Genomic DNA, 18,310 nt, shown 5'->3' on the forward strand with positions numbered 1-18,310 from the left:
TCGCTCCTTTCTTAAATTACTTTGGGAACTTGCTGAGGCTTCAAATAATCAGGGATCAACTGAGCACCTTGGTATTTTTCAAAATTACAAACATAGTTGTTGTAGCCACTGACCCCTAAATTACTTGTCGTCGGACCGCAAAGAACATTGTCCGTACCGGCCATATCAATGCCGGTCTTTTCATCGATATCTACCCAGGTACCATGGGGCAGCTCAACGATACCGGGCATCGTGGTATCCGATACACTGGCTTGACGCAAAGTCTTACCGTGAGCATTCCACACCAGTACCGTATCACCGGTTTTGATGTCTTTCTTCTCAGCATCCTGCCTGTTAAGAAATACCGGATTGAGACAAGCCTCTCTGAGCCATGGCAGATTATCCTGGTTGCAATGGGTGCGCCGCAGATAGTGAGGATTCGTCACGACATAAGGGTAGTCACCTTTCACCTGATTTTCCCAATCACTAAAGGTCGCTTCATAGCATTCAGGCGCTACCGTATGGGAGGGATAAGGCTTGAAGGTCATATTAGCGATGCCTGTATTATTGAGAGTGTCTGCTTTCCAATCACTGTAAATTTCAAACTTACCGCTTGCCGATGTCAAAGGATTATTTTCCGGATCTTTTATAAAGTCCTCATAGGCGTAATATCCGTAATTATCTCCTTCATGCCGCTCGACCTGGTAAGCGCCCCGCTCTATAAATTCCTGCAAGCCAATTCTTCCCGCTTGGGGCTCACCCTTTACCCCCCACTTGACAATATCATCGGCGGTAATCGTTACAAGGGGGCTGTATGATTTTCCATCTTCTGAAATAACAGTGCTGCCTGCTATTTGATTGAAGAATTGTTGTTTCTCATCAATAGGGAAAACCTGCTCGACATCGACGCCTAAACGCTTGGCCAATTCAACGGCAATCCATTGATCTGACTTTGCTTCATAAAGGGGTTCGATAACCTGGGAGTAAACGAGGATTGCTTCTTTGTCAAAGGTCATCACGACTCCCGGTCTTTCCCATTGGGTTGTAATAGGCAAAATAATATCTGAGTATTTAGCCTGGGTATTGAAATTAAAAGTCTGGGTTACAACAAAGTCCACCTTGCGATGCGCTTCAATGCCGTATGTCATAGAAGGAATACCTTGAAGTGTCGCTTTATCTTCAGTATAGAGAACACGGATATCTATATCCCTCCATTCTCCAGGCAGCCATTCCATATTACCTGTGTAAAGATATTTCCCATCAAGGATAGACTTCCATAAATTCGGGCCATTAATGCAATCTTTAACAGGGTTATTAACTTTCGGAAGTCCGGAACTTCCTGCTTTCACTAAAGCCGGTCCTGCATTTGACTGCCCTTTATAGGCGTTTCCGCAGGCATGTCCAGGCTTGCCTACATGTCCGGTCATAAACCCAATTGTAGAAAATATCTGTGGAAAATCTTCAGAACCTGCACATCTTGCCGGTGCAGTACCATGGAGCATTGTCACTTTATTGTCTTTACGTATCTTTCGCGCGTAAAAAATAATATCCGCTACCGGTGTGCCACATAGTTTACTTGCCCAGGCGGGAGTTTTAGGAATACTATCATACTTGCCAAGAACATAGTCTTTAAAGTTTTCATTTAGCTTTGCACCCTCAGGCATATGGTCTGCATCAAATCCTAAGGTACATCGATTCAGACACTCCCAATCAATGAGCGGATTACTGACGGGATCATCTTCAGTAATCAGGGTATAAGCAACCGCTAACAAAAATGCCGTATCTGTGCCGGCGTGAACAGGAATCCACTTGGCATCCAAAGCTGCCGCAATGGCATTGTAATTAGGACCAACAGAAATAAATTCTGCACCTGCTTTTTTGGCCTGTAAAAAGCTATAAGAATATAAACCAGCAGTAGACCAAGCGGAATTTGCTCCCATTAAAATAATGACATCTGATTTTCTTAGATCAAAACGATCATTGGCAGTCTGCATACCCTGCTTTAACATACCAATTTTTTCCCAAGGAAAATAGTATGTGCCCAGTGACGTTGTATCCCAATGCGTCGTTGTTCCTCCGTACGCATACAGTACATTTTTCGTCCAACCGCTACGGGCAAAGCTCATAATGGATTGAGGGCCATAATTTTCCTTCGCCTTTTTGATCTCCGCCGCCACATAATTCAGGGCTTCATCCCATGAGATACGTTCCCATTCATCTTTGCCACGCAAACTTTTGTCTCCACCACCAGGCTGCCAGTGTTTTCTTTTTAAAGGATATTTGATCCGATCGGCACCCAAAACATCCTGCTGCTGCGAACGGCCGCGCAAACAGGCTCTTTGCTGTGGATATTCAGGGCTGTCAGGGTGCGTGTCGTCAGTTTTTTGACGGATTACCATGCCCTCTTTCACCAGAGCCTTATTGACGCAGCGACCGCCGCAATTATGCCAACAAGCAGAAGAAACCCATTTCTCGCCATTATCCAAGGCAGCATCTACGCCTACAGTGCTTAATGAATTGCTGCAGCCAGCCAAAGATAGACTGGCAGCAGCTGCGGCACTCGCTTTAATAAAATTTCTCCGGCTAATACTTAAACCAGCAGCTTTGCCCACAAAATCAGCCATACACTTTTAAACCTCCCTTAAACTAGTCATACTTCATTGATCCCCTCAAGGACTATGGATCGCCTTCCTTCAATTTATGTTTTTATCACATCCCAGCCATTGCGTCAGGCTTTGCATGTGTAGATATTAACAAATAGCGAACCCTAATTCTATTTAAAAAAGGTTTCACTTTGATTAATTTTTGTAAATGATTGTAATGAAGACAGGAAAAGGGATCCCTCCATTTTAGAAAGGATCCCTTTGCTGTTTGATTTCCTCACAGAGATTTGCTCAACCTTAAAGTGCCGTTAACTCATCCAAAAGCTCGGCATCTATCTTGACGATATGCTTGGTCAGATCGGCCATCGGCGGATAAAAGTAATGGGTCTTGCTTTTTTGAATGTCCTGAGCGAAATCGCCAATCCAGAGGAGCAGATGATCACGCAGAAAGGCTTGTTGATCTGTGAGGATAGCTTTCATCTCCTCCAGCCGGCCCTGATCGAAATGGTCCTGGGCCACTTGCGATAGGTGAGCCATAAAATCCAGCTCCAGGCCAAGATGATCATCAGCTTCATGAGGGTAGTTGGAGGGCAGGAAGCTATATTTCAAATAAGCGCGGCGGACATTTAAAGTGCTTTCCTGGAACAGAACCCGCTCCTTGGTGAGATAAACGGATTCCCAGGGAGGGGCAGGCAGGTTGTTGGGGCCAATGAACAAATAAGTATATTCACTTTTCAGTTTGTCCATAGTTTGCTCAGGTTCAGCCGCCAAGGCCCGGGCCACCTCACTTAAAACCTCGAAATGCTGATCAAAGAGGTGTTCATCTTCCTGAAGCAGGAGCTGCAGGGCTTCCCGGGTATGGGGGTCTGTCACAACCTTTAATACTTCGGCCTGGGGTTCGCCGCCGAAGATCCGCTGCAATAATCTATAGAGATAACTTCGGTTGGCCAGCAAGATTGCGATTGCCTCATTTTGTTGATTCATTTCTTATACCACCTATCCATCTTAATCCTCTTACTGTGAGTCCACAATGTCTTTACTTTTCTATAGTATAATGTTCGCTGCCCACTTTCAACATCTGCCGCAGCTTCAACTTGCCGGGACTTGGCGCCCCGCTCACTCTTTCTCACCGAATTTATAGCCCACGCCCCAGACGGTCTGCAGGTATTTGGGTTTGGAAGGATCCTCTTCAATCTTCTCCCGGATCTTGCGGATAAAAACGGCGATACCGGTCAGCTCCCCCACATAGTCCTCCCCCCACACATAGGTCAGAAGCTGCTCCCGGGTAAACACTTCCCCGGGATGGCTGGCCATATAGGCCAGAATCTTAAATTCTTTAGGTGTCAGCTCCACACGTTTGCCTTTCAAGCGAGCCTCATAACGCTTGAAAAGGATCTCCAGCTCCCCCAGCTTGACGCTTTCTTTCTCTGCCTCACCGGCTCCGCCGGTTTGATGCTCCCGCCGGCGCAGCAAGGCCTCGATGCGCAGGGATAACTCCAAAGTGCTGAAGGGCTTGACAAGATAATCATCGGCTCCCGCCTTAAAACCCACACTTTTGTCCACAATATCTCCCTTGGCAGACAAAATAATGATGGGGACATTGCTGCCCTTTTTGCGCAGCTGAGTACACACATCAAAGCCGTTGAGTTTCGGCATCATGACATCCAGAATCACCAGGTCGGGATTCTCCGCTTCAAACACAACCAAGGCCTCCGCACCATCCGCTGCATAGCAAAAATCATAGCCGTCTTCTGTGACAATATGCTCCACGACAATACGTATGCTCTCTTCATCATCAGCTAGCATAATCTTCATCCTCTATCGCCCCTTTCTCTGCCCCATCCTAACCGGATACCCGGATGCCCGAGTATCCGAATGCCCAGATACCCAAATGCCCGGATAACTAAATAACCAAATAACCGGATAATCAGGTACCCGTGTTTAGAAGTCCAGGTGATGCCAGTCCTCTTTATCCTCTCCCGCCGGAAGTCCTACGGTGAACAAACTCCCGACCTTCAGCTCACTGACGACTTTGATCCAGCCTCCGTGCAGTTCCGCCAACTCCTTAGCCAAGGCCAAGCCCAGGCCACTGCCATTATACTGACGGTGGATGGAGGAGTCGCTCTGCACAAATTTCTCAAAGATATAAGGCTGATCCTCTTTGCGGATACCGATGCCATTATCCTGAACATTGATCAGCACTTCATTGCGCTCCTGGTCATAGGCCACCCAGACTTTGATCTCTCCGCCCTCAGGAGTGAATTTCAAAGCATTGCTGAGTAGGTTCTCCACAATCCGCCTTAATCCTTCCCTGTCTCCCTCAATGACGGGAACGTCCGAGTGCAGGACACTGGAATACTGGATACTCTTCTTCTCGATTAATGGTTCAATAACGCTTTCCACGGCATTGATCACATCGACAAGATCGATGGGTTCGATGATCAGTTCTTGTTTCCCCGCTTCGATCCGGGCGATTTCCAGGATATTGTTGATCATGCGCAAAAGAACCTGGCTATTGTCTCTGATCTCCTGGGTGATTTTCTGTTCTTTAGGACATTTGCCTTCCCTTGCTTTTTCCAGAACCTCGGCAAAGGCAATGATCGAAGTCAAAGGAGTGCGCAGTTCATGGCTGATAATAGCCAGAAAATCCGATTTATATTGATTATCTTCACGCAAGCGCCGATTGGCTTCCTCCAGCTGGATCTGCTGGGATTCCAGAATATCGTTGGCCCGGGCTAAATCCTGGGTCCTCAGCTCGACTTTGTTCTCCAGGTCGTCATATAACATCTGCAGTTCCTGGGTCATGATCTCAAAATGGTCTGACAGATCCCGAATTTCCCCCTGAGCATCAATATCCTTTAAATCAACCTTTAAGTCTCCTGTTTTAACATGTTCTATGGCATCCTTCAGCTGATTGAGGGGTCTGGTCACCAGCTTGGACATCGCGTAATAGATGACCATGATAATACTCAAGGTAAGCAAGGAGATATAACCGACTTGTTTGACCACATTGGATTGAATATTTTCCGTATACATATCTGTGGGCATGACAATGCTGACAATGCCGGCTAAGTCCCCTATTTTCCAGCCCTCTTTAGGATAGCCCAGAATGTCCAGCTCACCGGCGGGTTCCCCATGGCATTCCAGACAATTTTCTTCGATGCGCATGGGTGCGGTATAACGAAAAGCATCTTTCCCCGCATATCCCGACACTTTATAGAATTCACTTGTCTTCACATCAGCGGCAAAGAGGGTGAGAGCTTCCAATTCAAACTCATCAGGGATATCGGCTTTATTGCGGGGATTGAAATTCGTATAGCGGATAGTATACCCTGTTTTTTTGCCAAATAGTTTGCCAATGCTCTTGCCGACCAGGGAACAATGGAGTTTCTTAAAATTATATTCCCCATTGGCGTCATAGTTAATGACATCCTGATTGATCACCATGAATTCCCAGGCGGCCTCCATCTGCTGGGAGAGGACATAGGCTTTTTCATGCATTTCCCTTTCAGCTTGCTTTTGTTGAGTCATCCAAATCCAGACCACATTCATAAGCAGGGAAACCGCCAAAATACCTACCAATAATATAACAAAGCGGGTTCTGATCCGAACATTGCTGAGACCCAACCTTTTCACCCCCGGCAGTTTCAATGTAGTTTCATTATAGCAGTTTATTGCCAAAAAGGAGTATCTCTTCCGATACTCCTTTTTAGCTCTTACTCATTGTTCTCATGTTTGCAAAGGAAATTAAGTCAACCCTACTCCGGATACCACCATGGCGGCATAGAATACATATCTTCCCACCACTTGACCGACCAGAATCAAGGCTGCGCCGCCGGCAACAACACCGGACACGGATTTACTCTGTTCATCCTTGGCCTGCCAAAGCACCAATCCGGCTCCGGCGAGAATGAACAGCCATTTGATGGCTACGGCCGTTTTCAGACTGCCGAGAATCATCAGACTGGCTTGGAGAGCGGTACCGCTGCCCGCCACCCCTAAAGAGATGAGGTAAGGGACGACCACCGCTACCTGAACAGCGACAACGGCTGCCACAGTCAAAGCCACGATCTTCTTCATCTTTCCCGCTTCTTTCTGGCTCAGCACCAGGAAGAGCATGGCTCCCATGGATAGGGCGGCGGCATAGAACTCGATAGTGGTGGCGGCGCCTTGCCATACCGGCACACTGGCCGAGCTGTAAATCTTGGCCATGGCAAAGACATCGATCAGACCCGCCAGGGCAGCCCCTGCGGATAAGCCGGTGATGGCTCCTGACGCTTGAGGTTTAACATAAAGGAGTACAGCCGCCACAACGGTTAACCCCACGAAAATCGCCGTAAACCAGATCTCGCGGCTGAGCCAGGAGCTCCCGAATTGAAACAGGGCATTCATGGCGCTCAAAGGGCGTCCCAAGTGCAGCAGCGAGGCCAGCATACCGATGATCCCCAGGCCTGTCGCTGTGAGCAGGGCGTTTTTGAATACCCCTTCTTTATTCATGAGCCGGCCGATGGCCACAAAAAGCATAATGCCTACAGCGGCTTGGATACAGATGGAAAACACGGTCAAAGCAAAATGTTCACCCACCGGTTACACCTCCCTTTTCTTATAGGTTTGATTGAGTGCTTCGTTTTTGGGCTTAATTAAGAAGGATGGGTTGGTTTGGGAGGCGCTGGGAAGGACGGGCAGTTCTCTGACCAGATCATTGCCATATTCTGCTTTCAGCTCATCCAAATCGCCGAATTTTAAACAGCGCATAACACAGGCGTCCACACAGGCGGGATTTTGTCCGTCTTCCCGCAAATCCTTACAGGAATCACATTTTCCCACAATATTTTTTCCTTCTAAATATTGGGGAACGCTGTAAGGGCAGTTCCAGACGCAATACTTACAACCAATACACATATCTTTATCATGTTGAACGGTGCCGTCTTCACCGAAATGCATGGCTCCGGTGGGGCATCCTTTAACACATTTGGCTTCCTTGCAGTGGTTGCAGCTCATGGAAAGATAATAGGCATAGGGCTTGGGAAACTTGCCGCCTTCAAATTCGTGGACACGGCGGAAGAGAGTCCCCACTTCCAAGTTGTTTCTATCTTTACAAGCTATTTGGCAGGTTTTACAGCCTACACAAGCATTTTGATCATAATAAAATCCTAGCTGTCCCATTGATTAACACCTCCTATAAAATTATCCGTTGGGGCCAGTTGACATCGAGGGCAAGGGGCTTATCGTATTTCTCCACCTTCACATTGCAGGAGTTGTAACCGGTGTGGCCTTGCCCTGTGGCAATCGGCCCGTTGAGAATTCCGGTACAGCCTGCTTTATCCACGCCATTGCCTTCATCCATATCAATCCAAGCCCCTTCCCCAAGGGATACGACACCGGGGGTAATGGTTTCGGTGACATAGACAGGACGAATGACAGAACCATGCTGGCTGGTCACTCTGACAATATCGCCGGTTTTGATTCCCAATTCAGCGGCATCCTGAGCACTCAGGCGGCATTCCTGGTTGAAAGCCTCTCTTAGCCAGGTTACATTATCCAGGGTTGAGTGGGATCTTCTGAAGTAATGAATCGTGATCAATTGGAAGGGATAGCCGTTCTTCTGGCCATCTTCGTAACCTTCCACAGACGGTTCATATTTAGGAATCGGGGATTTGCTGGTAAAGCCCACCTTTTCGATATTGTCCGCCAAAGACTTGCAGTAAATTTCAAACTTGCCGCTGGGAGTATTCACTTTATGATTGGCAGGATCGGCGACAAAATCTTCAAAGCTGGTAAATTCCAACTTATCTCCTTTGTGACGAGGAACTTGATAAATGCCCTTTTCCTTAAATTCCTGGTAAGTGATGCGGCCGGTTTGCGGTTCGCCCTCTGCACCTAAGGCCTTGATGTCTTCAGCCGTTAGGGTGAGCAGTTTTTCATATCCTGAACCGTCTTCTTTGATGACTTCAGCCCCTGCCAACTGATTGTAAAGTTGCTGTCCATCAGATACGGGGCAAACTTTCATCGGATCAATGCCCAGTCGTTTTCCGATCTCCTTGACGATCCACAGATCATCCTTAGCTTCATACTGGGGCTCGACAATTTGGCGATAATGGATGAGGATTTCCCGGTTGCCTGTCAAAAGTCCGCCCAGCCGTTCCCATTCGGAGGTCACAGGAAGCACTAGATCGGCATATTGAGCGTCAGCTGTTAAAAACATGTTCTGAGCAACCACAAACTCAACTTTCCGGTAAGCTTCTATACCCTGGCTGGACCCTGCCCTTTGATTAAGATTATGACTGAACCAGGTCCAGATCATCTGGATGTTGATGTCCCTGATTTCTCCTTTTTGCTTGATGTATTTGCCATTAAGAATGGCGTCATACATTTCGCCGCTATTGATACTGTCATCAATCGGATTGACTATTTTCGGCATGCCGTTGCCGCCTGCTTTAACCAAAGCCGGTCCGGCGTTTGTAGCGGAATTATGCATATTCGGGCTGACACCGGCGCCGGGAATACCCACATTTCCTACCATATAGGCTAAGGTCATCATGGCATGAGGCAAATGCTCGCCATTATTGATCCGAGCCGGGGCTCCACCGGAAATAATTGCTGCCGGCTTCGTGGTTGCGTACTCCTGAGCAAATTCGGCAATCTTGACAGCAGAAATACCACAGATTTCGGCAGCCCACTCCGGGGTCTTGGGCGTATTGTCATAGGTTCCCAGAACATAATCTTTGAAATTATCTTGCGGATCGGCACCTTCCGGCAGATGATCGGCATCAAAGCCAATCGTGCAGTTATCCAGGAAATTTTGGTCAAGCAGATTATTTTTAATGATGTAGTAGGCCATACCTAAGATCAAGGCTGTGTCTGTCGCCGGACGGATCGGAATCCACTGATCAGCCAAAGCTCTTGCCGATTCAGTGTAGATGGGATCAATCACGATAAATTTAACTCCAGCCTTTTTCGCTTGCATATAATTATAAGTCGGCAAGCCCTGGCTGGATTGAGCGGGATTAGCTCCCCAGAGAATGATCAGCTTGGACTCTCGCAAACGGAAACGATCGTTGCCATCGCTGGCTCCATTGTGAGGCTGGCCGGTAACCTTGGAATAAACTGTGGGCCATGATCCCCAGGACACACTTCCCCAACGGGCCGTATAGCCGCCAAAAGCGCTGAGCAGACGGGGCACGGCTTGCATACTGTCAGAGCCGCCCACCGGTGCAAAAAAGGTGCGGTTGCCATAGGCATCCTTAATCCGCGTTAATTCAGAAGCCATAATATCCAGGGCTTCATCCCAAGAGATGCGCACCCATTCGTCTTGGCCGCGCAGTTCTTTGTTGCCGCCCCCTGGCGCCCAGTTTTTGCGTTTCATGGGGTATTTGAGACGATCGGCGCCCATCACCATTTTGCGGTGAGAACGGCCGCGGGCACAGCCTCTTTGCTGAGGGAAGTCCGGACTATCTTCATGGGTATCGTCCGTTTTTTGACGAACAACCACTCCATCCACCACTAAAGCTTTGTTCAGACAGCGTCCGCCACAGTTATGCCAGCAAGCCGCCGTAATCCATTGGCCCTCATTGCCGCCAGCCGTTGCGTCAACTCCGGCATTGGTAAGTGTGGAACTACAGCCGGGTAAAGCCAAGCCGGCAGCGCCGATGGCACTGGCTTTTAGAAAATTCCTGCGATTTATTTGTTTATTAATAATACCTTCAAGAATATTTCCCATTTTTCTTCCTCCTTTTCTCTGTTTCAACAATCAAGGCACTTAACCTTTTGTGTAAAGTCTAACAAATCAATCTTAATAATTCTATTTCTAAAAAATTAGTAATTATTAATTTTCGTTAATAAAATAAGCCTGCCTGCCGACGTTTATACCCGTAAACGTCGGCGGCAGGCCCCTTTGGCACTTATCGTTGCCATGGTTTCCAAAAAGTAATTAAGTCAGCCCTACTCCGGATACCACCATGGCGGCGTAGAATACATATCTTCCCACCACCTGGCCGACCAGAATCAACACTGCGCCGCCGGCAACAGCACCGGATACGGATTTGCTCAGTTCATCCTTGGCCAGCCAAAGCACCAACCCGGCTCCGGCAAGAATGAACAGCCATTTGATGGCCACGGCCGTTTTCAGACTGCCGAGAATCATCAGACTGGCTTGGAGAGCGGTACCGCTGCCGGCCACCCCTAAAGAGATGAAGTAAGGGACGACCACCGCTACCTGAACAGCTACCACGGCTGCCACGGTCAAAGCCACGATTTTTTTCATTTTTCCCGCTTCCTTCAGGCTCAGCACCAGGAAGAGCATGGCTCCCATGGATAGGGCGGCGGCCAAGAACTCGATGGTGGTGGCGGCGCTTTGCCACACCGGCACACTGGCCGAGCTGTAAATCTTGGCCATGGCAAAGACATCGATCAGACCCACCAAAGCCGCCCCTGCGGATAAGCCGGTGACGGCTCCGGCGGCTTGAGGTTTAACATAAAGGAGTACAGCCGCCACAACGGTTAACCCCACGAAAATCGCCGTAAACCAAATCTCACGGCTGAGCCAGGAGCTCCCGAATTGAAACAGAGCATTCATGGCGCTTAAAGGGCGTCCCAAGTGCAGCAGCGAGGCCAGCATACCGATGATCCCCAGGCCTGTCGCCGTAAGCACAGCGTTTTTGAATACCCCTTCTTTGTTCATGAGCCGGCCGATGGCCACAAAGACCATGATGCCTACGGCGGCTTGGATACAGATGGAGAACACGGTCAAAGCAAAATGTTCACCCATGGATTACACCCCCACTTTCTTATAATCAGGCTTCAGGGCCTCATCTTTGGGTTGGATCAGAAGGGAAGGATTGGTTTGGGACGCCGCCGGCAGAATGGGTAACTCCTGGACCAGATCCGCTCCGTATTCCCCTTTTAATTGGTCTAAATCGCCGAATTTCAAGCAGCGCATAATACAGGCATCCACACAAACGGGGTTTTGCCCGGCATCTCTTAATTCCTTACAGGAGTCACACTTTCCGACCACACTTTTATCTTCAAAGTAATGAGGGACACTATAGGGGCAGTTCCACACACAATATTTGCAGCCGATACATAGTTCCTGATCATGCTGAACCGTACCATCGGCAGCAACGTGCATGGCCCCTGTCGGACAACCTTTGACACATTTAGTATCTGCACAATGATTGCATCCCATGGAGAGGTAATAGCCCCCCACCTTGGGATAGATGCCCCCTTCAAATTCATAGACTCTGCGGAACAGCTCCCCTACTTTAAGGTCATTTCTGTCTTTGCAGGCGATTTGGCAGGCCTTGCATCCCATACAAGTGGTCATATCATAATAAAATCCTAATTGTCCCATCAGGTGTCACCTCCTAAAATATAATTCTTTGTTCCCACAAGGCATCCGGTTTTAAGGGTTCCCCTGGGTATTTCTCAACCCGAACAATCGTTGTATTCCAAGGCTCTTCCCCTTGCCCGCTCAGGCGTGCTCCGCAGAGAGTATTGGTGGCACCTGCTTTATCAATGCCTTTTTCATCATCCATCTCTACCCAGGCACCTTCCCCTAAAGTCACCACACCCGGCATTAAGGCTTCAGAAAGGGTCAGAGGGCGAAGGCATTTGCCGTATTCACTCTCGATTAAAACCGTATCCCCATCTTTCAAACCAAGGGCTTCTCCATCTCTGGTGTTCATCACAAAGTCCTGGGGATAGGCCTCTCTCAGCTGGGGAATGTTATCGAACACTGAATGGGAGCGTCTTCCGTAGTGGATGGTCACCAGCTGGAAGGGGTAATGGCCCTTCCTTTTGCCCTGCCAATCTTCAAAAGTATCTTCATAGCCGTCTAAGGGCGGCTCATACATGGCGATGGGCGGGACTGTGGTCAAACCATAGGACGCTATCTTATCGGAGAGGGCCTGGCTGTGGATTTCCAGTTTGCCGCTCTTGGTTGTCAGGGGATTAGCGGCAGGATCTTTGACAAAGTCTTCCCCTTGAATCACCGTTAAGTTATCCCCGGCCGTCCTCTTCACTTGATAAACACCCTGCTCCATCAGGTCCGGCAAGGCAATCTTTCCTTGCTGGGGTTTGCCCTGGACGCCCCATGCCTGGATATCCTTTTCGGTAATGGTGATCAGGGTCTCGTAAGTCTTCCCGTCCCCGCCAATCACCTGGGCGCCGGCCAGGCTGTTAAAGAATTGCTGTTTCTCCGTGAGCGGGTAGATCTCATCCGGATTCAGTCCCAGGCGTTTGGCCAGTTCACGGTCTATCCATTCTTCAGTTTTTGCTTCATAAAGGGGTTCCGTCACTTTTTGATTAATAAAGATAGCCTCCGGATTGCCTTGATAGATCTTGCCTTCTTTTTCCCACTCCGTGGTTGTGGGGAGAACAATATCCGCATATTTGGAGATGCTGGAAAGAACAATATCATTGGTGACTACAAAATCCACTTTGCGGAAAGCCTCAATCCCCTTATTGATTCCGGAAGATTGATTAAGGAAGTTATAACCGCTGCCATCCCGGACCAGCCAAATCAGACGAATATCACAAGGAACTTTCCCTCTGCCGCCCGTTCCCGTATATTCACCCTTTAGGATGGCGTCATAGGTCTCGCAATAGGCCATGCCGTTGGCATCGGGGTTGGTGGGATTGGCCCACCGGTAACCGTCATAGGCTCCATAGGTGGCATCCGGGAACAAGGGGTTGACCACCGGCGGGAGGCCCCTGCCCCCGCCTTTGACAAGGGTTTGGCCCCCGTAGCCCTGGCTTGCCGCATAGTTCATCGTCCATACTCCGGCACCCGGCTTGCCTACGTTGCCGGTCATCCAGCCTACCGTCAGAAAGGCCTGACAGAATTGCTGACCCCGGTAAGTGCGGGCTGGCGCAAAAGATGAATTGAAAATCACCGGTTTGGTTGTGGCAACTTCTGTTGCAAACTCTCTGATCAGCTGAGGGTCGGTGCCGCAGATGGCCGAAGCCCATTCAGGTGTTTTGGGAACCCCGTCATAAGTGCCTAAAACATGATCCTTGAAATTCTCTTTCGGGTCTGCTCCCTCCGGCATATGATCCTGATCAAATCCCACGGTACATCGGTCAAGGAAATCCTGATCCTGCAGATTGTTTTCAATCATGTGATAGGCCATGCCCAGGAGCAGTGCCGTATCCGTGCCCGGCCGGCAAGGGATGTGTTTATCGGCTAAGGTCTTTACTGAAGGGGATACCAGGGGATCGACAAAAATGAACTTTGCTCCCGCTTTTTTAGCCTGCAGCAGGTTGTAGGTGGGATTCCCCAGATTGGAGCGGGCGGGATTAGCCCCCCACATGACGATCAGTTTCGCATTTCTCCAGTCCGGTCTGTCGTTGGCCTTCCAGGAGAAGAAGCCGGTCATGCATTCCTGAACCACACCCCAGGCGCCTGATGAAGAGGAGCCCCATCTTACCAGGCCTCCGCCGTAGAAATTCAGCAGTCTGCTGGTGCCCAGAATGGATTTATTGCCATGACCTTCCTTAATCCGCTTTAACTCAGCAGCCACAGAATCCAGGGCTTCATCCCAAGAAATCCGTACCCATTCGTCCTTGCCCCGCAATTCCTTATCCCCGCCGCCAGGCTCCCAATGCTTGCGCTTCATCGGATATTTGATCCGATCCGCTCCAAACACCTGATGTCTTTGGGAACGCCCCCGGTGACAACCTCTTTGCTGGGGATAATCAGGGGAATCGGGATGGGTATCATCAGTTTTTTGTCTGAGGACAACCCCATCTACTACATAGGCTTTGTTCAGACATCGTCCCCCACAGTTATGCCAACAACCGGCGGTAATCCACTGACCCTCATTGTTGACGATGGCGGCGTCGGCTCCGGCTTTGGTCAGCGTGTTGCTGCTGCAACCCGGCAACGCCAAACTGGCTGCGCCAAGAGCACTGGCTTTTAGAAAGTTTCTGCGGTTGATTTTCCGGTTGACAATACCTTCAAGAATGTTTCCCATACAGCACCTTCCTCCTTACTTTCATACCAAGTGTTCAGTGTTATAAGTCCAGAGCAGCTTCATAAAAAACACCTGTTAACCTTTGTGTAAATTTTAACAAATAAATTATCTGAATTCTATTGCTAAATAATAATGAATTATTAATTTTTGTTAATATTATCTTTATTTTCTATAGGAAAGATCTTTTAAAATCAATAAAAGGCTGCCGGGGGTATTTAAAGAAAACCCGGCTTCGCCGAGCTTTATAGTTTTACACCCCACACAAAAGGCGAAGCCGCTGGTTGCCCTTATACTTTCTGATAGTGTAAAGAAAAACACTCGCGTCCCGGGGACACGAGTGCTCAGCATCTTTATGCATTTTTCTGCGTGACTAGGGGTGAAAGCGAGGTTTCTTGAATCCTGTGGCTGAGGCATTGCGCATCGTTCGGCTGCCGCTCTCTCCTCGCCGGGCCTTGACTCTCCCGGCATTGCTTTTCAGGACAGAGAGGAAAGAAAGGGCCGCGCAGGCAATCAACCCGATGCCAATCTTAACATAGGGGCCTTCAAGCAGAATCGTGCCGGCAATTAAGAAACCACTGCTCAATATTGCCTAGACAATGCGGTTTCCCTGTTCCCTCTGGCTCTGTAACAGGTTCTGTTCAAAACTCCGCGCGGGATGAAGCCTGATGCTGCCGCCTTCCAAGCCTGTGATCAAGTGATTGATTCTTTCAGGCAGGCTCACCACATCAGTGAAGGTTTTCTTGGCCTGGTCAAGGATAAACTTTTGGGCAAAGCCTTGTGCTCCGTCTGCTTGCTCTTTTCCGGCCAGCAGCTCCTCCGCATAAGGGCGCAGGGTCTTAATCAGATCCAACCGGGGATTCAATCCTCCGCAGATTCCCACAATCGACAGCAGCGCCTTGCCCAGGAACAAGGTCCGGGCCGGAATCTGAAAGGGCTGGGAGTACATGAATTCCCTTAACTCCCAGAGAAATTCCTCGGAATTCACCTTTTTCAGGTCTTTCTCCGCAAAAATATTGGCTAGTATAAGCTTCAAGCCCTTGGCCAAGGTGCCCTTCTCCGCATGGGGGCGCAGGAAACCCAGGTTAGCAAACACCTCCACCATCTGTTCCGTATCTTTTTTAAACAGGGCCATGACAAAGGAGATCAGCTCTTCCCGCATCCCTTCATCGATCCGCCCCACCATGCCAAAGTCCAGGAATACCAGGGTGCCGTCTTCCTTGACCAGGAGATTCCCCGGATGGGGATCAGCATGGAAAAAGGCATCGCTGAGAAATTGCTGCACATAGGCTGTGATCAGGGTGTCGGCCAGCTTTACCCGGTCCAGCCCCGCCTTGTCCAGAGCGGCAAAATCATTGATCTTATGGCCTGTGATATACTCCATGGTCAGGACGCGCCGGGTGGTATATTCCCAGTACACCTTCGGCACGGCAATTCCCGGCTCTCCGGCAAAGTTCTCCCGAAACTGATCGGCATGACGGCCTTCTTTAAGATAATCCAATTCATCCAGGGTGGTTTCTGTGAATTCAGCATAGATCTGCTCTAAGTCCACCGCAGCCCGGATTCGGGGATAGCGCTTGGCAAAGGTGACCACAAAGCTCAGGGCATCAAAATCGCTGCTGATGATCTCTTCAATACCGGGGCGTAAAATCTTAACCGCCACCTGGTCATGGCCTTTGATCTCGGCCATATGAACCTGTCCTAAAGAGGCTGAAGCGATGGGTTGCGGAGAAAAATTCAGGTAAATCTCCCCCAGCGGGCGGCTATATTCCTCCTCGATCCTCCTGATAATATCCGTCGTCTGCACAGGCTTCACGGCATCCTGGAGCGAGGCAAGCTCCCGGGTATATTCCTCAGGCAGGATATCCACCCGGGAACTGAAGAATTGTCCCAGCTTAATGAGCAATCCGCCCATCCCCATGGCTGTCTCGGCAAAGATCCGGGCTTGCTTTTGGTAGGCGGCTTTAAGTTGTTTCTGATAAGCTTCTTCCCCATAAAAACGTCTTTTTTTACTCAGCCACCATAGTTGGAAGACAAACCGCAGGAACATGGTAATGATGACCCGGAACCGTTTATCTTTGAAAAACCTAATAATTATCGGCATGGATACCTCCCCGATCGTTTACTTCTATAACTACACTTTGGCCGCCCTGCAATGTTCTACCCTATACTGTTCTACCTTATCCTGTTCTGCCTTATCCCTTGCCAGGCCTGCCTTATTCCTCCGGATCACCCTTCTTCTCCGGATCACCTTTCTTCTCCCTTTCTTGGGGGGGATCAGCAGTGAACATCTCCTCAAAGAACCGGCTCTTTCTGAAGATCATATCGGCGAAGCGGGTCATGACTTCCGATTTAAAAATAATGACGACCCCTTTGCGCTTATTGCCAAAGACGACCAGCTTCTCTCCCGCTTCAATCCCCAGCTCTTCTCTGGCTTCCGCAGGAATAACCACTTGTCCCCGCTCTCCCATCACTGTGGAGCCGTAAAACTTGCCATGATGCATTTTTCTCTTACCTCCCATTATCAGTATGATATATCATACTAATCATACTTGCAAATTAATTGATCAAAAAAGGCATTTCCCGCCCAGCCAGCGGAAACATGCCTTTTCTTTAATCTTCAAAAACTATTCATTTCTCTTCATATCCTTACTGTCTTATCGACAGCAGGGTTTGCTTAAGCTCAGATTCTATGGCAGTAAGCTCTGACTCCGCAGCCAGCCGTTCTTCCTTGCCCTTTCTTTGAATGTCCAGCACACCGTTAATGGTTTCGATTAAATCCTGATTGACCTTTTTGATGGTTTCTATGGACACGATTCCTCTTTCGCTTTCCTTAGCCACACCCAGAGTGCCTGCTTTAAGTATTTCCGAGTTTTTCTTCAAAAGCTCGTTGGTCATGTCCGTCACCTTGGTCTGGGCTTCCAGGGCGGCCTTGGCATTGGCCAGACCCAGAGACAAAACCATCTGGTTTTTCCACAGGGGTATGGAATTGACGATGGATGACTGTATTTTGTCGGCCAGCTGGGCGTCGTTGTTTTGAATCAGGCGGATCTGGGGTCCCATCTGCAGGGAGATCTGACGGCTGAGCTGCAGATCATAGACCTTCTTTTCAAAGCGGTTGACCGCATTGGCCAAATCATTCAGCTTTTGCGCCTCTGCCTCATCCCCTGATTCGGCAACCCGCTCCCGGAATGCCGGCAGCACTTTTTCATTCATTTCCTTAATTTTTTCCTGGCCCGCCACGATATACATGGTCAGCTCTTTAAAGTACACCAGATTCGTTTTATACATTTCATCGTACATGGCAATGTCTTTAAGCATAGTGTGACGATGAGCCTGCAGCATGCTGCTTATCTTGTCAATGTTGACTTCCACATCGCTGTAGCGGGCAATCAGCCTGTCAATTTCCGTTTTGGCCTTTCCAAACAGATTGCCTAAAAAGCCCTTGCTTTCACCGGTGGCATCAAAGTTCTTGATGGTTACGACCAAATCCGTAAGCAGCTTGCCTGCCTCACCTGAGTCCTTGGTTTTGACATTGGCCAGGGTATCGTCCGCAAATTTGGCCAGCTTGGTCTGGGCACTGGAACCATAGGTAACGATGGAGTTGCTGTCCCCAATATCGATCTTATCCACAAATTCCAAAACCTGCTTTTGCTCCTCAGTCGTTAAGGAAGCCAGGCTCATCCTTGATTTTCGCCGGTGCTGCTTGTACGTCGTTGCCGAAGTCTAACTTTATCTCTGTCATGTTTATCCCAAGCC

14 protein-coding genes are annotated in these 18,310 nt (G+C 49.0%); all 14 read right to left on the minus strand.

Annotated elements, in window-relative coordinates:
- Positions 1–11: 11 nt before the first annotated feature.
- Positions 12–2,603 carry a molybdopterin-dependent oxidoreductase gene (locus BUA14_RS08370; RefSeq protein ID WP_072772192.1) on the minus strand — a complete coding sequence of 864 codons (2,592 nt, stop codon included), beginning with the start codon at positions 2,601–2,603 and terminating at the stop codon, positions 12–14.
- A 276-nt stretch (positions 2,604–2,879) separates the two neighbouring features.
- The gene (locus tag BUA14_RS08375; protein ID WP_072772193.1) at positions 2,880–3,566 is read right to left on the minus strand and encodes a TorD/DmsD family molecular chaperone; all 687 of its coding nucleotides are present in this window, start codon (positions 3,564–3,566) and stop codon (positions 2,880–2,882) included.
- A 132-nt stretch (positions 3,567–3,698) separates the two neighbouring features.
- The gene (locus BUA14_RS08380) at positions 3,699–4,397 is read right to left on the minus strand and encodes a response regulator transcription factor (protein ID WP_072772194.1); all 699 of its coding nucleotides are present in this window, start codon (positions 4,395–4,397) and stop codon (positions 3,699–3,701) included.
- A 126-nt stretch (positions 4,398–4,523) separates the two neighbouring features.
- The gene (locus tag BUA14_RS08385) at positions 4,524–6,218 is read right to left on the minus strand and encodes an ATP-binding protein (RefSeq protein WP_178371672.1); all 1,695 of its coding nucleotides are present in this window, start codon (positions 6,216–6,218) and stop codon (positions 4,524–4,526) included.
- Between the two features lie 111 nt (positions 6,219–6,329).
- Positions 6,330–7,166 carry a dimethyl sulfoxide reductase anchor subunit family protein gene (locus tag BUA14_RS08390; protein ID WP_072772195.1) on the minus strand — a complete coding sequence of 279 codons (837 nt, stop codon included), beginning with the start codon at positions 7,164–7,166 and terminating at the stop codon, positions 6,330–6,332.
- 3 nt (positions 7,167–7,169) lie between these two features.
- Positions 7,170–7,748 carry a DMSO/selenate family reductase complex B subunit gene (locus tag BUA14_RS08395; RefSeq protein WP_072772196.1) on the minus strand — a complete coding sequence of 193 codons (579 nt, stop codon included), beginning with the start codon at positions 7,746–7,748 and terminating at the stop codon, positions 7,170–7,172.
- 13 nt (positions 7,749–7,761) lie between these two features.
- On the minus strand, positions 7,762–10,302 hold the full coding sequence (locus tag BUA14_RS08400) for a dimethyl sulfoxide reductase subunit A (protein ID WP_072772197.1): 2,541 nt from the start codon (positions 10,300–10,302) through the stop codon (positions 7,762–7,764).
- Between the two features lie 210 nt (positions 10,303–10,512).
- On the minus strand, positions 10,513–11,349 hold the full coding sequence (locus BUA14_RS08405; RefSeq protein ID WP_072772198.1) for a dimethyl sulfoxide reductase anchor subunit family protein: 837 nt from the start codon (positions 11,347–11,349) through the stop codon (positions 10,513–10,515).
- Between the two features lie 3 nt (positions 11,350–11,352).
- On the minus strand, positions 11,353–11,931 hold the full coding sequence (locus BUA14_RS08410; protein ID WP_072772199.1) for a 4Fe-4S dicluster domain-containing protein: 579 nt from the start codon (positions 11,929–11,931) through the stop codon (positions 11,353–11,355).
- 13 nt (positions 11,932–11,944) lie between these two features.
- On the minus strand, positions 11,945–14,554 hold the full coding sequence (locus tag BUA14_RS08415; RefSeq protein ID WP_072772200.1) for a molybdopterin-dependent oxidoreductase: 2,610 nt from the start codon (positions 14,552–14,554) through the stop codon (positions 11,945–11,947).
- Between the two features lie 370 nt (positions 14,555–14,924).
- Positions 14,925–15,137, minus strand: coding sequence for a hypothetical protein (locus BUA14_RS28470; RefSeq protein WP_242954604.1), 213 nt, complete (start codon positions 15,135–15,137; stop codon positions 14,925–14,927).
- Positions 15,138–15,143: 6 nt separating this feature from the next.
- Positions 15,144–16,655 carry an ABC1 kinase family protein gene (locus BUA14_RS08420; protein WP_242954605.1) on the minus strand — a complete coding sequence of 504 codons (1,512 nt, stop codon included), beginning with the start codon at positions 16,653–16,655 and terminating at the stop codon, positions 15,144–15,146.
- Positions 16,656–16,767: 112 nt separating this feature from the next.
- Positions 16,768–17,055 (minus strand): AbrB/MazE/SpoVT family DNA-binding domain-containing protein, encoded by a 288-nt coding sequence (locus BUA14_RS08425; protein WP_072772201.1) that lies wholly within the window; start codon positions 17,053–17,055, stop codon positions 16,768–16,770.
- 145 nt (positions 17,056–17,200) lie between these two features.
- Positions 17,201–18,235, minus strand: a complete 1,035-nt coding sequence (locus tag BUA14_RS08430) for a toxic anion resistance protein (RefSeq protein ID WP_242954606.1) — start codon at positions 18,233–18,235, stop codon at positions 17,201–17,203.
- Positions 18,236–18,310 lie beyond the last annotated feature (75 nt).

It is taken from the genome of Desulfitobacterium chlororespirans DSM 11544, from assembly GCF_900143285.1.
In the GTDB taxonomy this organism is placed as follows: Bacteria; Bacillota; Desulfitobacteriia; order Desulfitobacteriales; family Desulfitobacteriaceae; genus Desulfitobacterium; species Desulfitobacterium chlororespirans.